The organism is Pseudomonas sp. FA117 (assembly GCF_057370475.1).
This window is the reverse complement of sequence record NZ_CM170675.1, coordinates 1,513,916-1,529,011: the sequence shown is the minus strand read 5'-3', so window position 1 is coordinate 1,529,011 and position 15,096 is coordinate 1,513,916. Positions and strand designations below refer to the sequence as shown.

Genomic DNA, 15,096 nt, shown 5'->3' with positions numbered 1-15,096 from the left:
TATCTTGGACACGTTAAAATACCCAGGCCGTATTTCCGGCGCGGCCGGAAAAGTTATTCCCTTCACCAGTTACGACTTCGGCTGGGTGCTGTTATGCATTGGCATGGCCATTGGTTCGGGCATTATCTTCATGCCGATCCAGATGGGCGTCAAAGGTATATGGGTGTCGCTCACCTCCATCGTGATTGCCTACCCGGCCGTTTATTATATTTCCGATATCTTCCTGCGCTCGTTGTCACGCACCGACGCCTGCGATGACTACACCAGTATCGTGACCCAATACCTGGGCAAGAACTGGGGCATGGCCCTGAGCGTGTTGTACTTTCTGATGCTGCTCAAGGGCATGCTCGCCTATTCGTCGACCATCGTCAGCGACGGCGCGTCCTACCTGCAGACCCTGCATGTCACCCACACGTCCGTCGCCGCCAGCCCCTGGTTCATCTTCGGCCTGATCGCGCTCATGGTCGCCCTGGCCTCGCGTGGCGAGCGCTTCCTGTTCAAGGTTTCAGGCCCGATGATCGGCGTGAAGCTTTCGATCATCCTGTTCCTGGCCGGCGCCATGCTGCCCTACTGGAAGATCAGCAACCTGGGGCTGCAGGTGGTGCCGGACGCACTGAGCTTCATCCGTGACGTCTGGCTGACCCTGCCGTTCGCCATGCTGTCGATCTTCTTCGGCCAGATCCTCAACCCGATGAACGTCGGCTTTCGCAAGATCGAGGCAGACAGCGAGATCGCGACCTACCGCGCCCTGCGCGCCAGCCGCATGGCCTTCGTGGTGCTGGTGGTCGGCGTGGGTTTCTTCGGCCTGTCGTTCCTGCTGTCGATCGATCACCAGGGCGCCGCTTCAGCGCTGCAGCAGAACATCTCGGCGCTGGCCCTGGCGGCGCAGGTCATTCCCGGGGACACCGTGCGGGTGCTGTCGATCGTGCTCAACCTGATCGCGATCTTCACCGCTTTCTTCGGTATCTACCTAGGCTTCCAGGATGCCCTGAGCGGGATCGTCACCAACCTGGTCGACCGTTTCTGGACCCGCGGCGAGCGCTTCAACCGGGCCCTGCCCTACCTGATCGCAGCCCTGTCGATCCTGCTGCTGGCCAACTGGGTGCTGTTCGGCATCTCGGCCATGCTGCTCATGCAGATCACCGTGCCGGTGTTCGGCGTGGTGGCCTGCCTGATCCCGGTCTACCTGATCTTCCGGGTACCGTCACTGCGCGACCTCAAGGGCTGGCGCATGTACTACGTGCTGCTGTTCGGCATCACCCTGGTACTGGTGCCGCTGCTCAAGCTGTTCGAGTAGCGCCGGATCATTGCCGCGCCTGTTCCAGGACCCGCTCCCACGGTGAACTGTCGCCGAACTCTGCCACCAGGAAGTCGATGAAGCTCCTGACCAGCGGATTGGCGTACTTGGAGCGGTAGTACATGGCGTACAGGGTGTGCTGCAGGTCGCTGCGGTAGGCCGGCAGGACGATCTGCAGGCGCTGGCGCACGATCGGCTCGGCTACCAGATACGCAGGAAGACAGGCGATACCCTGGCCTGCCAGGGCCGCCTCCATCAGTGCCAGGCTGGAGTTGGAAGACAGCCGTGCCTTGACCTGCACCTGCGAGATGCTGTCGCCCTTGATGAAGGACCAGCGGTTGTCGCGGGTCATCTGCGGGTACACCAGGCACGACTGTTCGGCCATGTCCGCCGGACAACGCACCGGTTCATGCGCGGCCAGGTATTGCGCCGAGGCGCAGTAGATCCAGCGGATCGTCGCCAGCTTGCGTGCGGCATAGAGGGTGTTGGTATCGGAGGTGATGCGCAGTGCCACATCGTACTTTTCTTCGGCGAGGTTCACCCGGCGATCTTCCAGGGCCAGGTTCACGTCGACCTTGGGGTACAGGTTCAGATACTGGCTGATCAATACCGACGCCTGCTTGCAGCCGAAGGCGATCGAACTGGTGACCCGCAGGCTGCCTTCCGGCCTGCCGAACTGCCGGGCGATGTCCAGGGTGTTTTCCACATCGGCAATGATCGCATTGGCCCGCTCGAGAATGATCTGACCATGTTCGGTCAGGGTCAGGCTGCGCGTCGAGCGCTTGACCAGCAATACGCCCAGGCGCTCTTCGAGTTGGGCAAGACTTTTACTGACCGCCGAGGGCGTGAGATTCAACTCGCGGGCGGCCGCGGACAAACTGCCCAGTTCGGCAATCTTTGAAAATACGGATATCTGCGACAGCGATCCGAAATGCTTCATGGACGGTGACCGATGGCAATTGATACAGCGGACATCATCGCACGGACGCGCTTGGCTTCCTACCGCAAACACCACGCCTCTGCACAACATGAGAACTTATAGAAATGCGCGTGACTACAACAATTAAAACAGCCTTTGTCTGCACTTCACTTGTTTGCCAGAACTTGCATGCCGACCTGCTTGCCGACAGTAAGACACGCCTGGACTTTCGTAACTTCTATTTCAATAACGACAATCGCAGCCCCGCCGCGAAGCCGTCGAAAACCGAAGAATGGGCGCAGGGTTTCGTGTTCAGGCATGAATCCGGTTATACCGATGGCCTGGTGGGGGTGGGATTCGATGTCACCGGCATGCTGGCCGTCACGCTCGACAGCGGCGGCGGCCGTCACACCGGCAGCTCGATGATCCCGTCCGCCAGCGACGGCACGGCGGTCGGCCAATGGAGCCGGCTGGCAGGGACGGCCAAGCTCAAGCTGTCGCGCACCGAGTGGCGCCAGGGCTCGCTGGCCCCAAGGTTGCCGATCCTGCAGGCCAACGATGGTCGGGTGCTGCCGCAGACCTTCGAAGGCACCCTGGTCACTTCCCGCGACCTGCCTGGCCTGACCCTCAATCTCGGACACCTCGACAAGGCCGTGGGGCGCGGCTCCAGTGACCGCACCGGCCTGGCGGCCCAGGGCGGCATGCGCCAGAGCGATGGATTCTGGTTCGCCGGAGGCGACTGGCAGGCCACGCCACAACTGACGACGCAGTACTACTTCGCCCACCTGCAGGATTACTACGACCAGCATTTCCTCGGCCTGCAGCACAGCTGGCCGATTGCCCAGGGCCGACAGCTGCGCACCGACCTGCGCTACTTCAGGACCCAGGCGTCGGGCAACAACCGCGCCGGTACCGCGGGCTATCGCATCAACGGCTACACCGACGACAACGATGGCAGGATCGACAACGTCACCTGGAGCGCCGCCGTCACCTACAGCCAGGACGCCCACACCTTGATGGCAGGCTACCAGCGCATCTCCGACGCCAGCGACTTCACCCAGCTCAACCAGGGGCGCCTGCCCGGCAAGGGCGCCGCCGGCACCAGCCTCTACCTGTACACCGACCGCCTGGTGCAGAGCTTCAACCGCGCCGGCGAGCGCACCGGGTTCGCCCAGTACGCCTACGACTTCACCGCGCTGGGCGCACCAGGCCTGACCGCGTCCCTGGCCTATCTGTCGGGACGCGGCATCAAGTCACGCAGTGGCGCCTCGCTCAACGAATGGGAGCGCGACCTCGGCCTGGATTACGTGGTGCAGTCCGGTACGTTCAAGGGTCTGGGGTTCGGCTGGCGCAACGGCACCTCCAACAGCCAGGTCGACGGCGACCAGGACCAGACCCGGGTGTACATCAATTACAGCCTGCCGCTGCGCTGACAGCGCCCCACACTCAAGGCTGCTGGGGCCTGGCAATGCACGGGGAGACGAACAACTCGCCACGCCAGGCGCCCTTGACGGTACGGCTGGCGACCACCAGCCAGAGCAGCACCAGCATCGCCACCAGCACCTGGCCGAACACCAGGAAGAAACTCAGCCCCAGCCAGGCCGCCAGCTTGAGGGTGGCCAGGCTGTAGACGCCCAGCGGAAAGGTGAACCCCCACCAGCCGAGGTTGAACGGCATGCCCTGGCGGATATAACGCAAGGTGATCAGCACCGCCGTCAGCAGCCACCACAGGCCGGCGCCCCACAGCACCATGCCGGCCACCAGCCCGAGCCCGCGCGCCACCTCGCCCATGCCCCCCAGGCCATTGGCAGCGAACACCAGCGGGGCATCACCGCCCAGCAGCAACATGCCCAGCGCCCCGGTGCCGATCGGACCAAGCGCCAGCCAGCTGGACGCGGCCATGTTGGCCGGCGGCAGCTTGTGCAGCGCCATGCGCAGCATGAGGATGGTCAGGATGCTGAACGCCACCGGCAACGACACTGCCCACAGCACGTAGCTGGTCACCACCACCAGGAACTGTGCATGCGGATCGACCAGGTGCGGCACCAGCAGGCCGCCGCTGGCTGCGGCCACCTCCGCAGCCACTACCGGCAGCAGCCACACGGCCGTCATCTGATCGATGCTGTGCTCCTGGCGCGTGAACATCAGGTAGGGAATGGCCACGCCGCACAACAGCGCCATCGCCACATCCAGCCACCACAGTGCCTCGATCCAGGGCAGCACGCCGTCTCCCCAGCGGGCCAGGCCGAACACCAGGCCACCGTTGAGGATGGTCGCCAGGCCCATGGGAATGGTGCCGAAGAACATCGACACCGTCGAATGGGCGAAAATGCGCCGCGCCTCGTCGAAGAACAGCAGCCAGCGCGCGCCATACAACACGCAGAACAGCACGAACAGGCCGATGGTCAGCCACCACAGCGCTTCGGCCAGGCCGGCCAGCGCCGGTATCTCCAGCTGGCGCAAGGCCAGCGCCAGAACACCGGTACCCATGGTCGCGGCAAACCAGTTCGGGGTGAACTGGCGGATCACTTCCAACGGCCGGGCCAACTGATGAAAGGGCCGGAGGGACAGGGGTCGGGTCTGCGGGCAGGTCATGGCGGCTTCCTCGTGTAAGGTGCAATCATCTTATGCCATCAGGAAATATCCATATAACGGGTAATTTCTGTATCTGTTATCTATTTTACAGATATAGCGCAAGCCAGAGCCGGTGGCTTATGCTTGTGGCCGGCAACAACTCCAACAACAAGGACGTGGCAATGCTCGCCGCACTCAAACGCTATCCCTCGGCAGTCCGCCTGCTGCTGCTGACCACCTTCGTGCTGACCCTGGCGCGGGCGATCACCCTGCCCTACCTGGTGGTCTACCTGTCGGATCACTTCCAGCTATCGGTCAGCCATATCGGCCTGCTGATTGGCGGCGCGCTGATCGTCGCCTCGTTGCTGAGCCTGTACGGCGGCCACCTGGTCGACACCCTGCGCAGCCATACGGTGATCATCGTTGCGACCCTGGTGTTCACCCTGTCGTTCGCCGCCGCCATGCTCAGCCCATCGGTGGCGCTGTTCTTCCTCTGCCTGGTGCTGATCAATCTCACCCTGGCGGTGGTCGACATCGCCAGCAAGGCGGGCTTCTGCGCCCTGCTGCCGGTGGAGGCGCGTGCCGAGGTGTTCGCCATCAAGTACACCCTGAGCAACATCGGCTATGCCCTCGGTCCATTGCTCGGGGTGGCGTTGATCGAGCTCGACGGCCACCTGCCATTTCTGGTGTCGGCGTTGATCGGCCTGCTCATGTGCCTGACCTACCAGCGCCTGGGCGACCGCCAGTTGCGCCCCAGCGAGCCGCAACTGCCCGGCGCCGGCTTCATGCAGGTGGCCCTGGGGCTGGCGCGGGACCGGCGCCTGGTGTGCTTCACCCTCGGCGGCGCCCTCAGCGCCGTGGTGTTCGGCCAGTTCACCGCCTACCTGTCGCAGTACCTGGTGGTGACCGCCCATGCCAGCGAAGCGGCACGCCTGGTCGGGGTGCTGGTGACGACCAACGCGGTGACGGTGATCGCCCTGCAATACCTGATCGGCCGACGCATCAGCCGCCAGCACCTGATGCCCTGGCTGATGGCCGGGATGGGGCTGTTCGTCGCCGGGCTGCTGGGCTTCTCGCTGGCAGGTTCGGTGCTGGGCTGGTGCCTGGCGATGCTGGTGTTCACCCTGGGCGAGATCATCGTGATTCCGGCGGAGTACATGTTCATCGACCTGATCGCCCCCGAGCACCTGCGTGGCGTCTACTATGGCGCGCAGAACCTCTCCAACCTTGGCGCCGCGCTGGGACCGGTGCTGGTCGGGTTCGCCCTGGGGTATGTGGTGCCGGTGGCGGTGTTCTACCTGCTGGTGCTCTCGGTGCTGCTGGCGGCGTTGTTCTACTGGCTGGGGACCCGGGGCGCGAAGGCTTAGAGCGGCGCTGGCCGTTTCGCGGGCAAGTCCCACAGACTGGACTGTCCCCAGTGGGAGCGGGCTTGCCCGCGAAAAGGACAGCACCGCCCCTGCGACCACCTGCCACTGCGACCATCGTCTGCGCTGACGAACCCGCGCCCGCGTGCCAGACTGATTGATCGGGACCGCGTTTTAATCTTTGCTCCGGAGTTTGCATGTCGTTGTCCAGCGGGCTGATCGCCGTGGTCGCCCTGGCCTATATGGCCATCATGTTCGCCATCGCCTTCTACGGCGACCGCCGCAGCACCCCGCTGCCGCCGCGCCTGCGCGCCTGGGTGTACAGCCTGTCGCTGGCGGTGTACTGCACCAGCTGGACCTTCTTCGGCGCTGTCGGCCAGGCCGCCGAGCAGCTCTGGGCGTTCCTGCCCATCTACCTGGGCCCGGTGCTGCTGCTGATCTTCGCCCCCTGGGTGCTGCAGAAGATGGTGCTGATCAGCAAACAGCAGAACATCACCTCGATCGCCGACTTCATCGCCGCCCGCTACGGCAAGTCGCAGACGCTGGCAGTGGTGGTGGCGCTGATCTGCCTGGTCGGCGTGCTGCCCTACATCGCCCTGCAGCTCAAGGGCATCGTGCTGGGGGTGAACCTGCTGATCGGCGCCAACGCCGATGCCACCGGCACCCGGGTGCAGGACACCGCGCTGGTGGTGTCGCTGGTCCTGGCGCTGTTCGCCATCGTCTTCGGCACGCGCAGCCTGGATGTCACCGAGCACCACCGCGGCATGGTGCTGGCGATTGCCTTCGAATCGCTGATCAAGCTGCTGGCCTTCCTCGCCGTTGGCGCCTTCGTGGTGTTCAACCTGTACGACGGTTTCGACGACCTGTTCAGCCAGGCGCGCCAGTCGGTGCACCTGGAAAGCTACTGGCAGGAGACCATCAACTGGCCATCGATGGTGGTGCAGACCGCCGTGGCGATGATGGCGATCATCTGCCTGCCGCGGCAATTCCACGTCACCGTGGTGGAGAACATCGAGGCGCAGGACATGCGCCTGGCGCGCTGGGTGTTCCCGCTGTACCTGGTGCTGGCCGCACTGTTCGTGGTGCCGATCGCCCTGGCCGGGCAGATGCTGCTGCCAGGCACGGTGATCTCCGACTCCTTCGTCATCAGCCTGCCCCTGGCCGAGGCCCATCCAAGCCTGGCCCTGCTGGCATTCATCGGCGGTGCTTCGGCCGCCACCGGCATGGTGATCGTCGAGGCGGTGGCGCTCTCGACCATGGTCTCCAACGACATGCTGCTGCCCTGGCTGTTGCGCCGCAACGCCGCCGAGCGCCCCTTCGAAGCCTTCCGCCACTGGATGCTCTCGGTGCGTCGGGTGACCATCGTGGTCATCCTGCTGCTGGCATACGTCAGCTACCGCCTGCTCGGTTCCACCGCAAGCCTTGCGACCATCGGCCAGATCGCCTTCGCCGCCGTCACCCAGCTCACCCCGGCGATGCTCGGCGCGCTGTACTGGAAACAGGCCAACCGCCGCGGCGTGTTCGCCGGCCTGGCTGCGGGGATCTTCCTGTGGTTCTACACCCTGGTACTGCCGATCACCGCGCACAGCCTGGGTTGGTCGCTGCAGCTGTTCCCGGGCCTGGACTGGCTGCACGGCAATCCGCTGGACCTGCCGATCACCCCGCTGACCCAGGGCGTGGTGCTGTCGCTGGCCGGCAACTTCATCCTCTTCGCCTGGGTGTCGATCCTCTCGCGCACGCGGGTCTCCGAACACTGGCAGGCCGGGCGCTTCATCGGCCAGCAGACCAGCGCCCGCCCCAGCAGCCGGACCCTGCTGGCAGTGCAGATCGACGACCTGCTCAATCTTGCCGCGCGCTTCGTCGGCGAGGAACGCGCACGGCAGAGCTTCATCCGCTTCGCCTACCGCCAGGGCAAGGGCTTCAACCCCAACCAGAACGCCGACGGCGACTGGATCGAGCACACCGAACGCCTGCTCGCCGGTGTGCTCGGCACCTCCTCGACCCGCGCCGTGGTCAAGGCGGCCATCGAGGGCCGCGACATGCAGCTCGAAGACGTGGTGCGCATCGCCGACGAAGCCAGCGAGGTGCTGCAGTTCAACCGGGCATTGCTGCAGGGCGCCATCGAGAACATCAACCAGGGCATCAGCGTGGTCGACCAGAACCTGCACCTGGTGGCCTGGAACCGTCGCTACCTGGAGCTGTTCAACTACCCCGACGGGCTGATCAGCGTCGGTCGGCCGATCGCCGACATCATCCGCTACAACGCCGAGCGCGGCCTGTGCGGCCCAGGCGAGGCGCAGGTGCACGTGGCGAGGCGCCTGCACTGGATGCGCCAGGGCCGGGCGCACACCTCCGAGCGCCTGTTTCCCAACGGCCGGGTGATCGAGCTGATCGGCAATCCCATGCCCGGTGGCGGCTTCGTCATGAGCTTCACCGACATCACGCCGTTCCGTGAAGCCGAACAGGCGCTCAAGGATGCCAACGAAGGCCTGGAGCAGCGCGTGGCCGAGCGTACCCACGAGCTCTCGCAACTGAACCAGGCGCTGTCCGAAGCCAAGAGCCATGCCGAGGCGGTCAGCCAGTCCAAGACCCGTTTCCTGGCAGCCGTCAGCCACGACCTGATGCAACCGCTGAACGCCGCGCGGCTGTTCTCTGCCGCCCTGTCGCAGCAGGCCGAATGCCTGAGCGAGGAAGCCCGGCAGCTGGTGCAGCACATGGACAGCTCGCTGCGCTCGGCCGAAGAGCTGATCAGTGACCTGCTGGACATCTCGCGCCTGGAAAACGGCAAGGTCACTCCAGACATCAAGCCTTTCCCGCTCAACGAGCTGTTCGACACCCTGGGCGCCGAGTTCAAGGTGCTGGCCGCCGAGAAAGACCTGGAGTTCCGCCTGCGCGGCAGCCGCCTGCAGGTCAACAGCGACATGAAGCTGCTGCGCCGGGTGCTGCAGAACTTCCTCACCAACGCCCTGCGCTACGGCAAGAGCCCGATCCTGCTCGGCGCGCGGCGCGAGGCCGGGTGCCTGTGGCTGGAGGTGTGGGACCGTGGCCCGGGTATCGACGACGACAAACTGCAGGTGATCTTCCAGGAATTCAAGCGCCTGGACAGCCACCAGACCCGCGCCGAAAAAGGCCTGGGCCTGGGCCTGGCGATCGCCGATGGTCTGTGCCGGGTGCTGGGCCATCGCCTGGAGGTGCGCTCATGGCCGGGCAAGGGCAGCGTGTTCCGGGTCAGCGTACCGATCGCCCGTCACCCGGTGGCGGCCCCCGTGGCCCCCGTGGAAACCGGTGGGCAACCACTGGCAGGCTTGCAGGTGCTGTGCGTGGACAACGAAGACAGCATCCTGATCGGCATGAACAGCCTGCTCGGGCGCTGGGGTTGCAAGGTGTGGACCGCACGCAACCAGGCCGAGTGCGAGGCGCTGCTGGCACAGGGCATGCGCCCTCACCTGGCACTGGTGGACTACCACCTGGACGACGGCGAAACCGGCACCGGGCTGATGGCCTGGCTACGCACCCGCCTGGGCGAGCCGGTACCGGGCGTGGTCATCAGCGCCGACGGGCGCAACGAAACCATCGCCCAGGTGCATGCCGCAGGGCTCGACTATCTTGCCAAGCCGGTCAAGCCTGCCGCGTTGCGCGCCCTGCTCAATCGGCATCTGAGCCTGGTTCAGTAAGCGCCGCGTCCTGCGCCGATTCGTCGGACAACGCCCGCTCCAGCAGGTCGGCCGGCAGGCTCTTGCTGGCACGGGCACCGAGCAGCTTGAGCTGTTCGCTGCGGCTGACCAGGTTGCCACGCCCTTCGCACAGCTTGTTGCGCGCCGCCGCGTAGGCCTTGTCGACCTGCTGCAGGCGCGCGCCGAGCTCGTCCAGGTCCTGGATGAACAGCACGAACTTGTCGTACAGCCATCCGGCGCGCTCGGCGATCTCGCGGGCGTTCTGGCCCTGGCGCTCCTGCTTCCACAGGCTGTCGATGACCCGCAGGGTGGCCAGCAGGGTGGTCGGGCTGACGATGACGATCTGCCGGTCGAAGGCTTCCTGGAACAAGCCGGGCTCAGCCTGCAGCGCTGCCGAGAACGCCGCCTCGATGGGCACGAAGAGCAAGACGAAATCCAGGCTGTGCAAGCCGTCGAGCCGGCTGTAGTCCTTGCTCGACAGCCCTTTGACATGGCTGCGCAACGATTGTACGTGCTGCTTGAGTGCGGCTTCGTCGTTTCCGGCCACGAACTGCTGGTAGGCCGTGAGGCTGACCTTGGCATCGACCACCACCTGCTTGTCGCCCGGCAGCATGATCAGCACGTCGGGCTGGAAGCGCTCGCCGTCGGCGCTCTTGAGGCTGACCTGGGTCTGGTATTCGCGGCCCTTCTCCAGACCGGCGTGCTCCAGCACCCGCTCGAGAATCAGCTCGCCCCAGTTGCCCTGGGTCTTCTGGCCCTTGAGCGCCTGGGTGAGGTTGGTGGCTTCGTCGGACAGGCGCAGATTGAGCTGCTGCAGACGCTCGAGCTCCTTGCCCAGCGAGAAGCGCTCGCGGGCTTCCTGCTGGTAGCTTTCCTCCACCCGTTTTTCGAAGGCCTGGATGCGCTCCTTGAGCGGGTCGAGCAACTGGCCCAGGTGCTGCTGGCTGGTCTGGGCGAAACGTTGCTCGCGCTCGTCGAAGATCTTGGTGGCCATTTCGGCGAACTGGGCACGCAGGGTATCGCGCGCCTCCTGCAGGTCGTCCAGGCGCTGGGCATGGCTTTCCTGCTGCTCGCGCAACTCGGCATCCAGGCGCGCGGCCTGGGCTTCCAGGCGCCGCAGTTCGGCTTCGCGGGTGGCACGCTCGAGGCTCCAGGCATGGGCTGCATCCCGGGCATTGTCGCGGTCGATCTGCAGCAGCTCCAGCTCGCGGCCCTGCGCGGCGAGCGTGGCCTGCTTGTGGCTGTTGGCTTCGCTGAGGTCGCTGATCTCGTCGCGGCACGCCTCGAGCTGGGCCTGCAGCCCGGCCTGGGCCAATTGCGCGGCATTCAGGCGCTCCTGCATCAGGCTGGTTTCGCCCTGGCGGGCGGAGAGCCGGCGCTGGAGCTGCAACACCCAGCCCAGGCCCGGCACCGCAGCAGCCACGATGCCCAACAGAATACTGGCCAGATCCACTGCCATGCTTGCTCCGATCAACGCTTCGACTGTGCGCAGCTTACAGGGTTTTCGGCGCCCCTTACGCCGAATGCAACAGCCCAAGCAACTGTCGCGCCTCCTGCGAGCCCTGCCCCGCCGCCAGTTCCAGCCAATGGCGCGCCTGCTCTGGGTCCTGCGCCTGGCACAAGCGAGCGTATTCGAGCTGCGCCCGTGGATCGCCGGCCCGGGCAGCCTGGCGCAGCAGTTCGTGGCCGATGCGCCGGTCGCGGGCGTTGCCGCAGTCACGGCAAAGCATCTGCCCCAGGCGGCTCTGTGCGGCCACCACGCCTTGGCGCGCCGGCTGCTTGAGCATGCGTCCGGCCAGGTGCTTGACGCTGGGCCTGTCGCCCAGGCGCGGGTTATCGAGCAGCCACAGGGCCACTTTCAGGGAGAATCGCTTGGGTGAAACCAGAGGCGGGCCAGCAGGGGGAACGGCGGGGGATTTACCACGAAACTTCATGACGAACAGCGATGGCAACTCGAGAGGCGCGCCACTCTACTCCTTTTTCCAGGCAAAGACTCGGGACAATCCCGAGCGCTTGGGAAAAAATATTTCATGGTTCTTTTCTTGACGTTTTCGCCCTCACGAATCGCCTTCAGAATTTTCTCGCACGCAATGTCAGACGCTTCCTAAAACTGCTGGCACGCCCGTCCTAGAGCAAGCCCCGGGGACAATCCACAGAACCTGTGGATAACTCGGTGGACAACCCCCCCCTGAGCGCCCGCAAACCCCTATGGAATGGGGCCTGCAGTCAAACTGACGATTTTTTCACCAGCCAAAATAAGTGTTTTTTTTCATTGACTTAAGCCCTCAGTCAAGTCATTGGCGGCCCTCGGAGAGGATGTTGCAAAGCAGTTACAAGTCGCGCACCAAGTGTGCACAAGTGCACCGGCACTGCGCACGCAGTTGCCGCGACGAGGGCAACGGTGGCTGTCCGGCGAACGGTATCCCTCTTCACAGATGCCACCTGAACAGAGATAATGATCGGCTTCGCTGAATAAAATCGAAAAAAAGCTTGCCCTGGCGCCAGGCTTGAGATAGTGTTGCCGACGTTAGTACCAAGCTGAACATCAATTCTGGCCACCATGTCCTTGCGACCGCACCCTCCCCGGGCAGCCTCGCTGAAACCAGGACCGGCCCACCCGATGATTCCCTCCACGGCAAGCGCCGCTGCAGCACGAATCACCAAATGACAAATTGATCGGGATCTTCACCCACCGGCCTCGAACCTGGTCCATGGGATGTTGCCCGCCTTCCGAAGTACCTACCAGTCAGCCCGGCGCCTCTTTGTGCTTGCGCTTCCTCTGGCTGCTCTGTTCCGGTCAGGTTTTTCGCCTCCTTTAATAATGGCGTCACCGGAACGTTTCTATTGTGCACGGATCGAATCCGTGTCTTGAGCAGGAAACTCTAAAAAAATGACTAACCACCACCAGATCCAGCGCGCCTTCGGCACGCTTTCTCAGGCCTTCGCACCACTGAAGTGCCTCATCGTTGCCCCTCGCAAAGGCAGCTTCAGCTTCACCCTGGTCGACGAACACGGCGTGGCGTGCCACACCGAGCGTCTGTACCCGGAGCAGTACAACCGGGCCGAACCGCTGCAGGCGGTGATCGATCGTACCCGCCAGTCGCTGGTCGCATGAATGAATGGGTGAGGATTCACCCCATGAATGCCCACTCCGAGGTGCTGCACGAAATGCTCTTGGCTTAATTGCTACAAGGCATATCGCGCAGCAGCTCGAGCCGCAATCGATTTAAAAACAGCCCTTTACACCATGATTATCACACTACACTTCAACTCGAGCGGTGCGAGCCGCTTCCGGCGGGCCTGATCATCCATTAGCTGCCAAGCTCCAGCGCCCGTCGGCCCCTGACAGTTCGAGGGCATCATGGGTATCGCTGCGAACGAGTTGAGTGAATATGTGATTCGCCCCACGCTGGTCTATCTGGACCGGCACAGCGCCAGCGCCGAAGCTTTGTTGCTGGGTGTTGCCGCCAGCCAGTCGGCCCTGGGCGGCGCCCTGCATGATCGCCGCGGCCACGGCCTGTACCGGATCGCCGAGAACCGGCACCAGACCCTGTGGGACCAGTACCTGGCGCGCGACCCGGAACTGGCCAGCCTGATACGCGGCCTGGCCAGCCAGCACGCCTTTCTCGGCGGCCCGCACCTGGAACTCACGGTCAACCTGCGCTACGCCACCGCCATTGCCTGGATGCTCATCGAGGAGCAGGCCACTCCCCTGCCCGCGCCTGATGATCTGCTGGGCCTTGCGCGCATCTGGCGACAGACGTTCCACCCCCAGGGGAGGTTGCGCGACTTTACCCAGGCCTGGAACTGCTGGGTAAATCCGATAATGTCCCAGGCATCTTAAGAACCGTCCTACGCATAAACCGGAAAAAAGGGAATTTTGGTCGGATTGTCCTACAAAACCGCTCTATCTCCGCCAATACAAGCTATGGCGCAGTGCGTAATTTGTTGGTAGCGTTTCGCCCCGGAGATCCCAAGGAGTTCTAATAATGAAAACAGTCATGCTCAAAACCTCTCTCGGCGTCGCGATCGCGCTCGCTTCCAGCCAACTGTTCGCCAGCGGCTTCGCCCTCAACGAACAAAGTGTCAGTGGCATGGGGACAGGTTTTGCGGGTCGTTCTTCGTCTGCCGACGATGCCAGCACCATCTACGGAAACCCTGCCGGTATGTCGCGCCTCAAGCGCGAACAGATCACCGTGGGCGGTGCAGCCGTCATTGCCAAGACCGATCTTTCCGGTCGCGGCAGCAACCTGGGTGGGAAAATGGACGGCGACATGGTGCCGTTCGTGGGGGTTCCCATGGGTTACTACGTCAAGCCGATCGATGATCACTGGAGCCTGGGCTTCGGCGTCTACGTACCCTTCGGCCTGGTTACCGACTACGGCAGCAACCATGCCGCTCGCTACTGGGGCAAGAAAAGCCACGTCGAAGTGGTCACCTTCCAGCCGACCGTCAGCTATGCCTTCAACGACAAGGTGTCGATCGGTTTCGGCCCGACCATCAACCGCATCAAGGGCGAACTGGGTTCGAGCACCATCAACCCGCGCTCTCCAGGTCGCAACGATGGCGAAGTGAAGATCAAGGGTGACGACACCGCAGTCGGCTACAACATCGGTATCCTGGTCCAGGCTACCGATCGCACCCGCCTCGGCCTCACCTACCACTCGATGGTCGACTACAAGCTCGAAGGCAAGACCAAGATCAACAACTCGCTGATCGGTCCGTTCAGCGGCAGCAAGTTCGACGCCGACCTGAAGATCAAGACCCCCGAGTCGGTGGACTTCTCGGTCACCCACGAGCTCGACGACCAGTGGACCCTGTACGCAGGCAGCACCTGGACCCGCTGGAGCCGCCTGAAGGACATCACCGTCAACAACGATGTCCCTGCCCCGCTGGCCGGCCAGTTCGGCACCATCAGCGAAGAGCAGAACTGGCACGACACCTGGGCTCACGCCATCGGTGCCTCGTACAAGGTGAACAAGGAGTGGACCCTGCGCACCGGCTTCACCGTCGACCAGTCGCCGACCAACAACCACGACCGTTCCCCGCGCATCCCGACCGGCGATCGCAAGATCTTCAGCCTGGGTGCCGGCTACAGCCCGACCGACGACGTAACCATCGACGTAGCCTACTCCTACCTGTGGGAAGAGGACACCAAGGTCAACCTGGCAAGCGCCACCAAAGGCACCTACCAGGCCAAGTACGAGAACAGCGCTCACGGCATCGGTGCTTCGCTCACCTACCGCTTCTGATCGGGTTCGACGCTGC

The 15,096-nt window shown here is 63.9% G+C and carries 11 protein-coding genes; 7 read left to right on the top strand and 4 right to left on the bottom strand.

Annotated elements, in window-relative coordinates; all coding sequences use genetic code 11:
• The first annotated feature begins 4 nt into the window (after nt 1–4).
• Nucleotides 5–1,297, top strand: a complete 1,293-nt coding sequence (locus tag AC1TXO_RS07215; protein ID WP_486405671.1) for an SLC5/6 family protein — start codon at nt 5–7, stop codon at nt 1,295–1,297.
• A 7-nt stretch (nt 1,298–1,304) separates the two neighbouring features.
• On the opposite strand, the gene AC1TXO_RS07210 is transcribed toward AC1TXO_RS07215, so the two are convergent.
• Complete coding sequence (locus AC1TXO_RS07210) at nt 1,305–2,237, bottom strand: LysR family transcriptional regulator (RefSeq protein WP_486405670.1); 933 nt, start codon at nt 2,235–2,237, stop codon at nt 1,305–1,307.
• A 104-nt stretch (nt 2,238–2,341) separates the two neighbouring features.
• On the opposite strand from AC1TXO_RS07210, the gene AC1TXO_RS07205 reads away from it, so the two are divergent.
• Nucleotides 2,342–3,649: an OprD family porin gene (locus tag AC1TXO_RS07205; RefSeq protein ID WP_486405669.1), complete on the top strand. Its 1,308-nt coding sequence runs from the start codon at nt 2,342–2,344 to the stop codon at nt 3,647–3,649.
• 13 nt (nt 3,650–3,662) lie between these two features.
• Here the strand turns inward: AC1TXO_RS07205 and AC1TXO_RS07200 are convergent, their stop codons facing one another.
• Nucleotides 3,663–4,811, bottom strand: a complete 1,149-nt coding sequence (locus AC1TXO_RS07200; RefSeq protein WP_486405668.1) for a TDT family transporter — start codon at nt 4,809–4,811, stop codon at nt 3,663–3,665.
• A 161-nt stretch (nt 4,812–4,972) separates the two neighbouring features.
• Here AC1TXO_RS07200 and AC1TXO_RS07195 point away from each other — a divergent pair, with 161 nt between their 5' ends.
• Nucleotides 4,973–6,157 carry an MFS transporter gene (locus AC1TXO_RS07195; protein WP_486405667.1) on the top strand — a complete coding sequence of 395 codons (1,185 nt, stop codon included), beginning with the start codon at nt 4,973–4,975 and terminating at the stop codon, nt 6,155–6,157.
• A 194-nt stretch (nt 6,158–6,351) separates the two neighbouring features.
• Nucleotides 6,352–9,828: a hybrid sensor histidine kinase/response regulator gene (locus AC1TXO_RS07190; RefSeq protein WP_486405666.1), complete on the top strand. Its 3,477-nt coding sequence runs from the start codon at nt 6,352–6,354 to the stop codon at nt 9,826–9,828.
• On the opposite strand, the gene AC1TXO_RS07185 is transcribed toward AC1TXO_RS07190, so the two are convergent.
• Together AC1TXO_RS07185 and AC1TXO_RS07180 are read right to left on the bottom strand one after the other, a co-directional pair.
• Nucleotides 9,800–11,173, bottom strand: a complete 1,374-nt coding sequence (locus AC1TXO_RS07185) for a DNA recombination protein RmuC (RefSeq protein WP_486406811.1) — start codon at nt 11,171–11,173, stop codon at nt 9,800–9,802. The genes AC1TXO_RS07190 and AC1TXO_RS07185 overlap by 29 nt on opposite strands.
• 169 nt (nt 11,174–11,342) lie before the next feature.
• The gene (locus AC1TXO_RS07180) at nt 11,343–11,762 is read right to left on the bottom strand and encodes a tetratricopeptide repeat protein (RefSeq protein ID WP_486405665.1); all 420 of its coding nucleotides are present in this window, start codon (nt 11,760–11,762) and stop codon (nt 11,343–11,345) included.
• A 956-nt stretch (nt 11,763–12,718) separates the two neighbouring features.
• Between AC1TXO_RS07180 and AC1TXO_RS07175 the strand changes: the two genes are divergently transcribed.
• The 3 genes from AC1TXO_RS07175 (at nt 12,719) to AC1TXO_RS07165 (ending at nt 15,080) form a co-directional block, all read left to right on the top strand.
• Nucleotides 12,719–12,943 carry a hypothetical protein gene (locus AC1TXO_RS07175; RefSeq protein ID WP_402757746.1) on the top strand — a complete coding sequence of 75 codons (225 nt, stop codon included), beginning with the start codon at nt 12,719–12,721 and terminating at the stop codon, nt 12,941–12,943.
• Between the two features lie 246 nt (nt 12,944–13,189).
• On the top strand, nt 13,190–13,672 hold the full coding sequence (locus tag AC1TXO_RS07170; protein WP_486405664.1) for a hypothetical protein: 483 nt from the start codon (nt 13,190–13,192) through the stop codon (nt 13,670–13,672).
• A gap of 145 nt (nt 13,673–13,817) precedes the next feature.
• Complete coding sequence (locus AC1TXO_RS07165) at nt 13,818–15,080, top strand: OmpP1/FadL family transporter (RefSeq protein WP_486405663.1); 1,263 nt, start codon at nt 13,818–13,820, stop codon at nt 15,078–15,080.
• The last annotated feature ends 16 nt before the right edge of the window (nt 15,081–15,096 follow it).

Excerpts from the sequence above, each read along its gene's own strand:
- AC1TXO_RS07170 (WP_486405664.1), top strand. The coding sequence starts at position 13,190 with ATGGGTATCGCTGCGAACGAGTTGAGTGAATATGTGATTCGCCCCACG.
- AC1TXO_RS07210 (WP_486405670.1), bottom strand. The coding sequence starts at position 2,237 with ATGAAGCATTTCGGATCGCTGTCGCAGATATCCGTATTTTCAAAGATT.
- AC1TXO_RS07180 (WP_486405665.1), bottom strand. The coding sequence starts at position 11,762 with ATGAAGTTTCGTGGTAAATCCCCCGCCGTTCCCCCTGCTGGCCCGCCT.
- AC1TXO_RS07165 (WP_486405663.1), top strand. The coding sequence starts at position 13,818 with ATGAAAACAGTCATGCTCAAAACCTCTCTCGGCGTCGCGATCGCGCTC.
- AC1TXO_RS07175 (WP_402757746.1), top strand. The coding sequence starts at position 12,719 with ATGACTAACCACCACCAGATCCAGCGCGCCTTCGGCACGCTTTCTCAG.
- AC1TXO_RS07195 (WP_486405667.1), top strand. The coding sequence starts at position 4,973 with ATGCTCGCCGCACTCAAACGCTATCCCTCGGCAGTCCGCCTGCTGCTG.
- AC1TXO_RS07205 (WP_486405669.1), top strand. The coding sequence starts at position 2,342 with ATGCGCGTGACTACAACAATTAAAACAGCCTTTGTCTGCACTTCACTT.
- AC1TXO_RS07190 (WP_486405666.1), top strand. The coding sequence starts at position 6,352 with ATGTCGTTGTCCAGCGGGCTGATCGCCGTGGTCGCCCTGGCCTATATG.
- AC1TXO_RS07200 (WP_486405668.1), bottom strand. The coding sequence starts at position 4,811 with ATGACCTGCCCGCAGACCCGACCCCTGTCCCTCCGGCCCTTTCATCAG.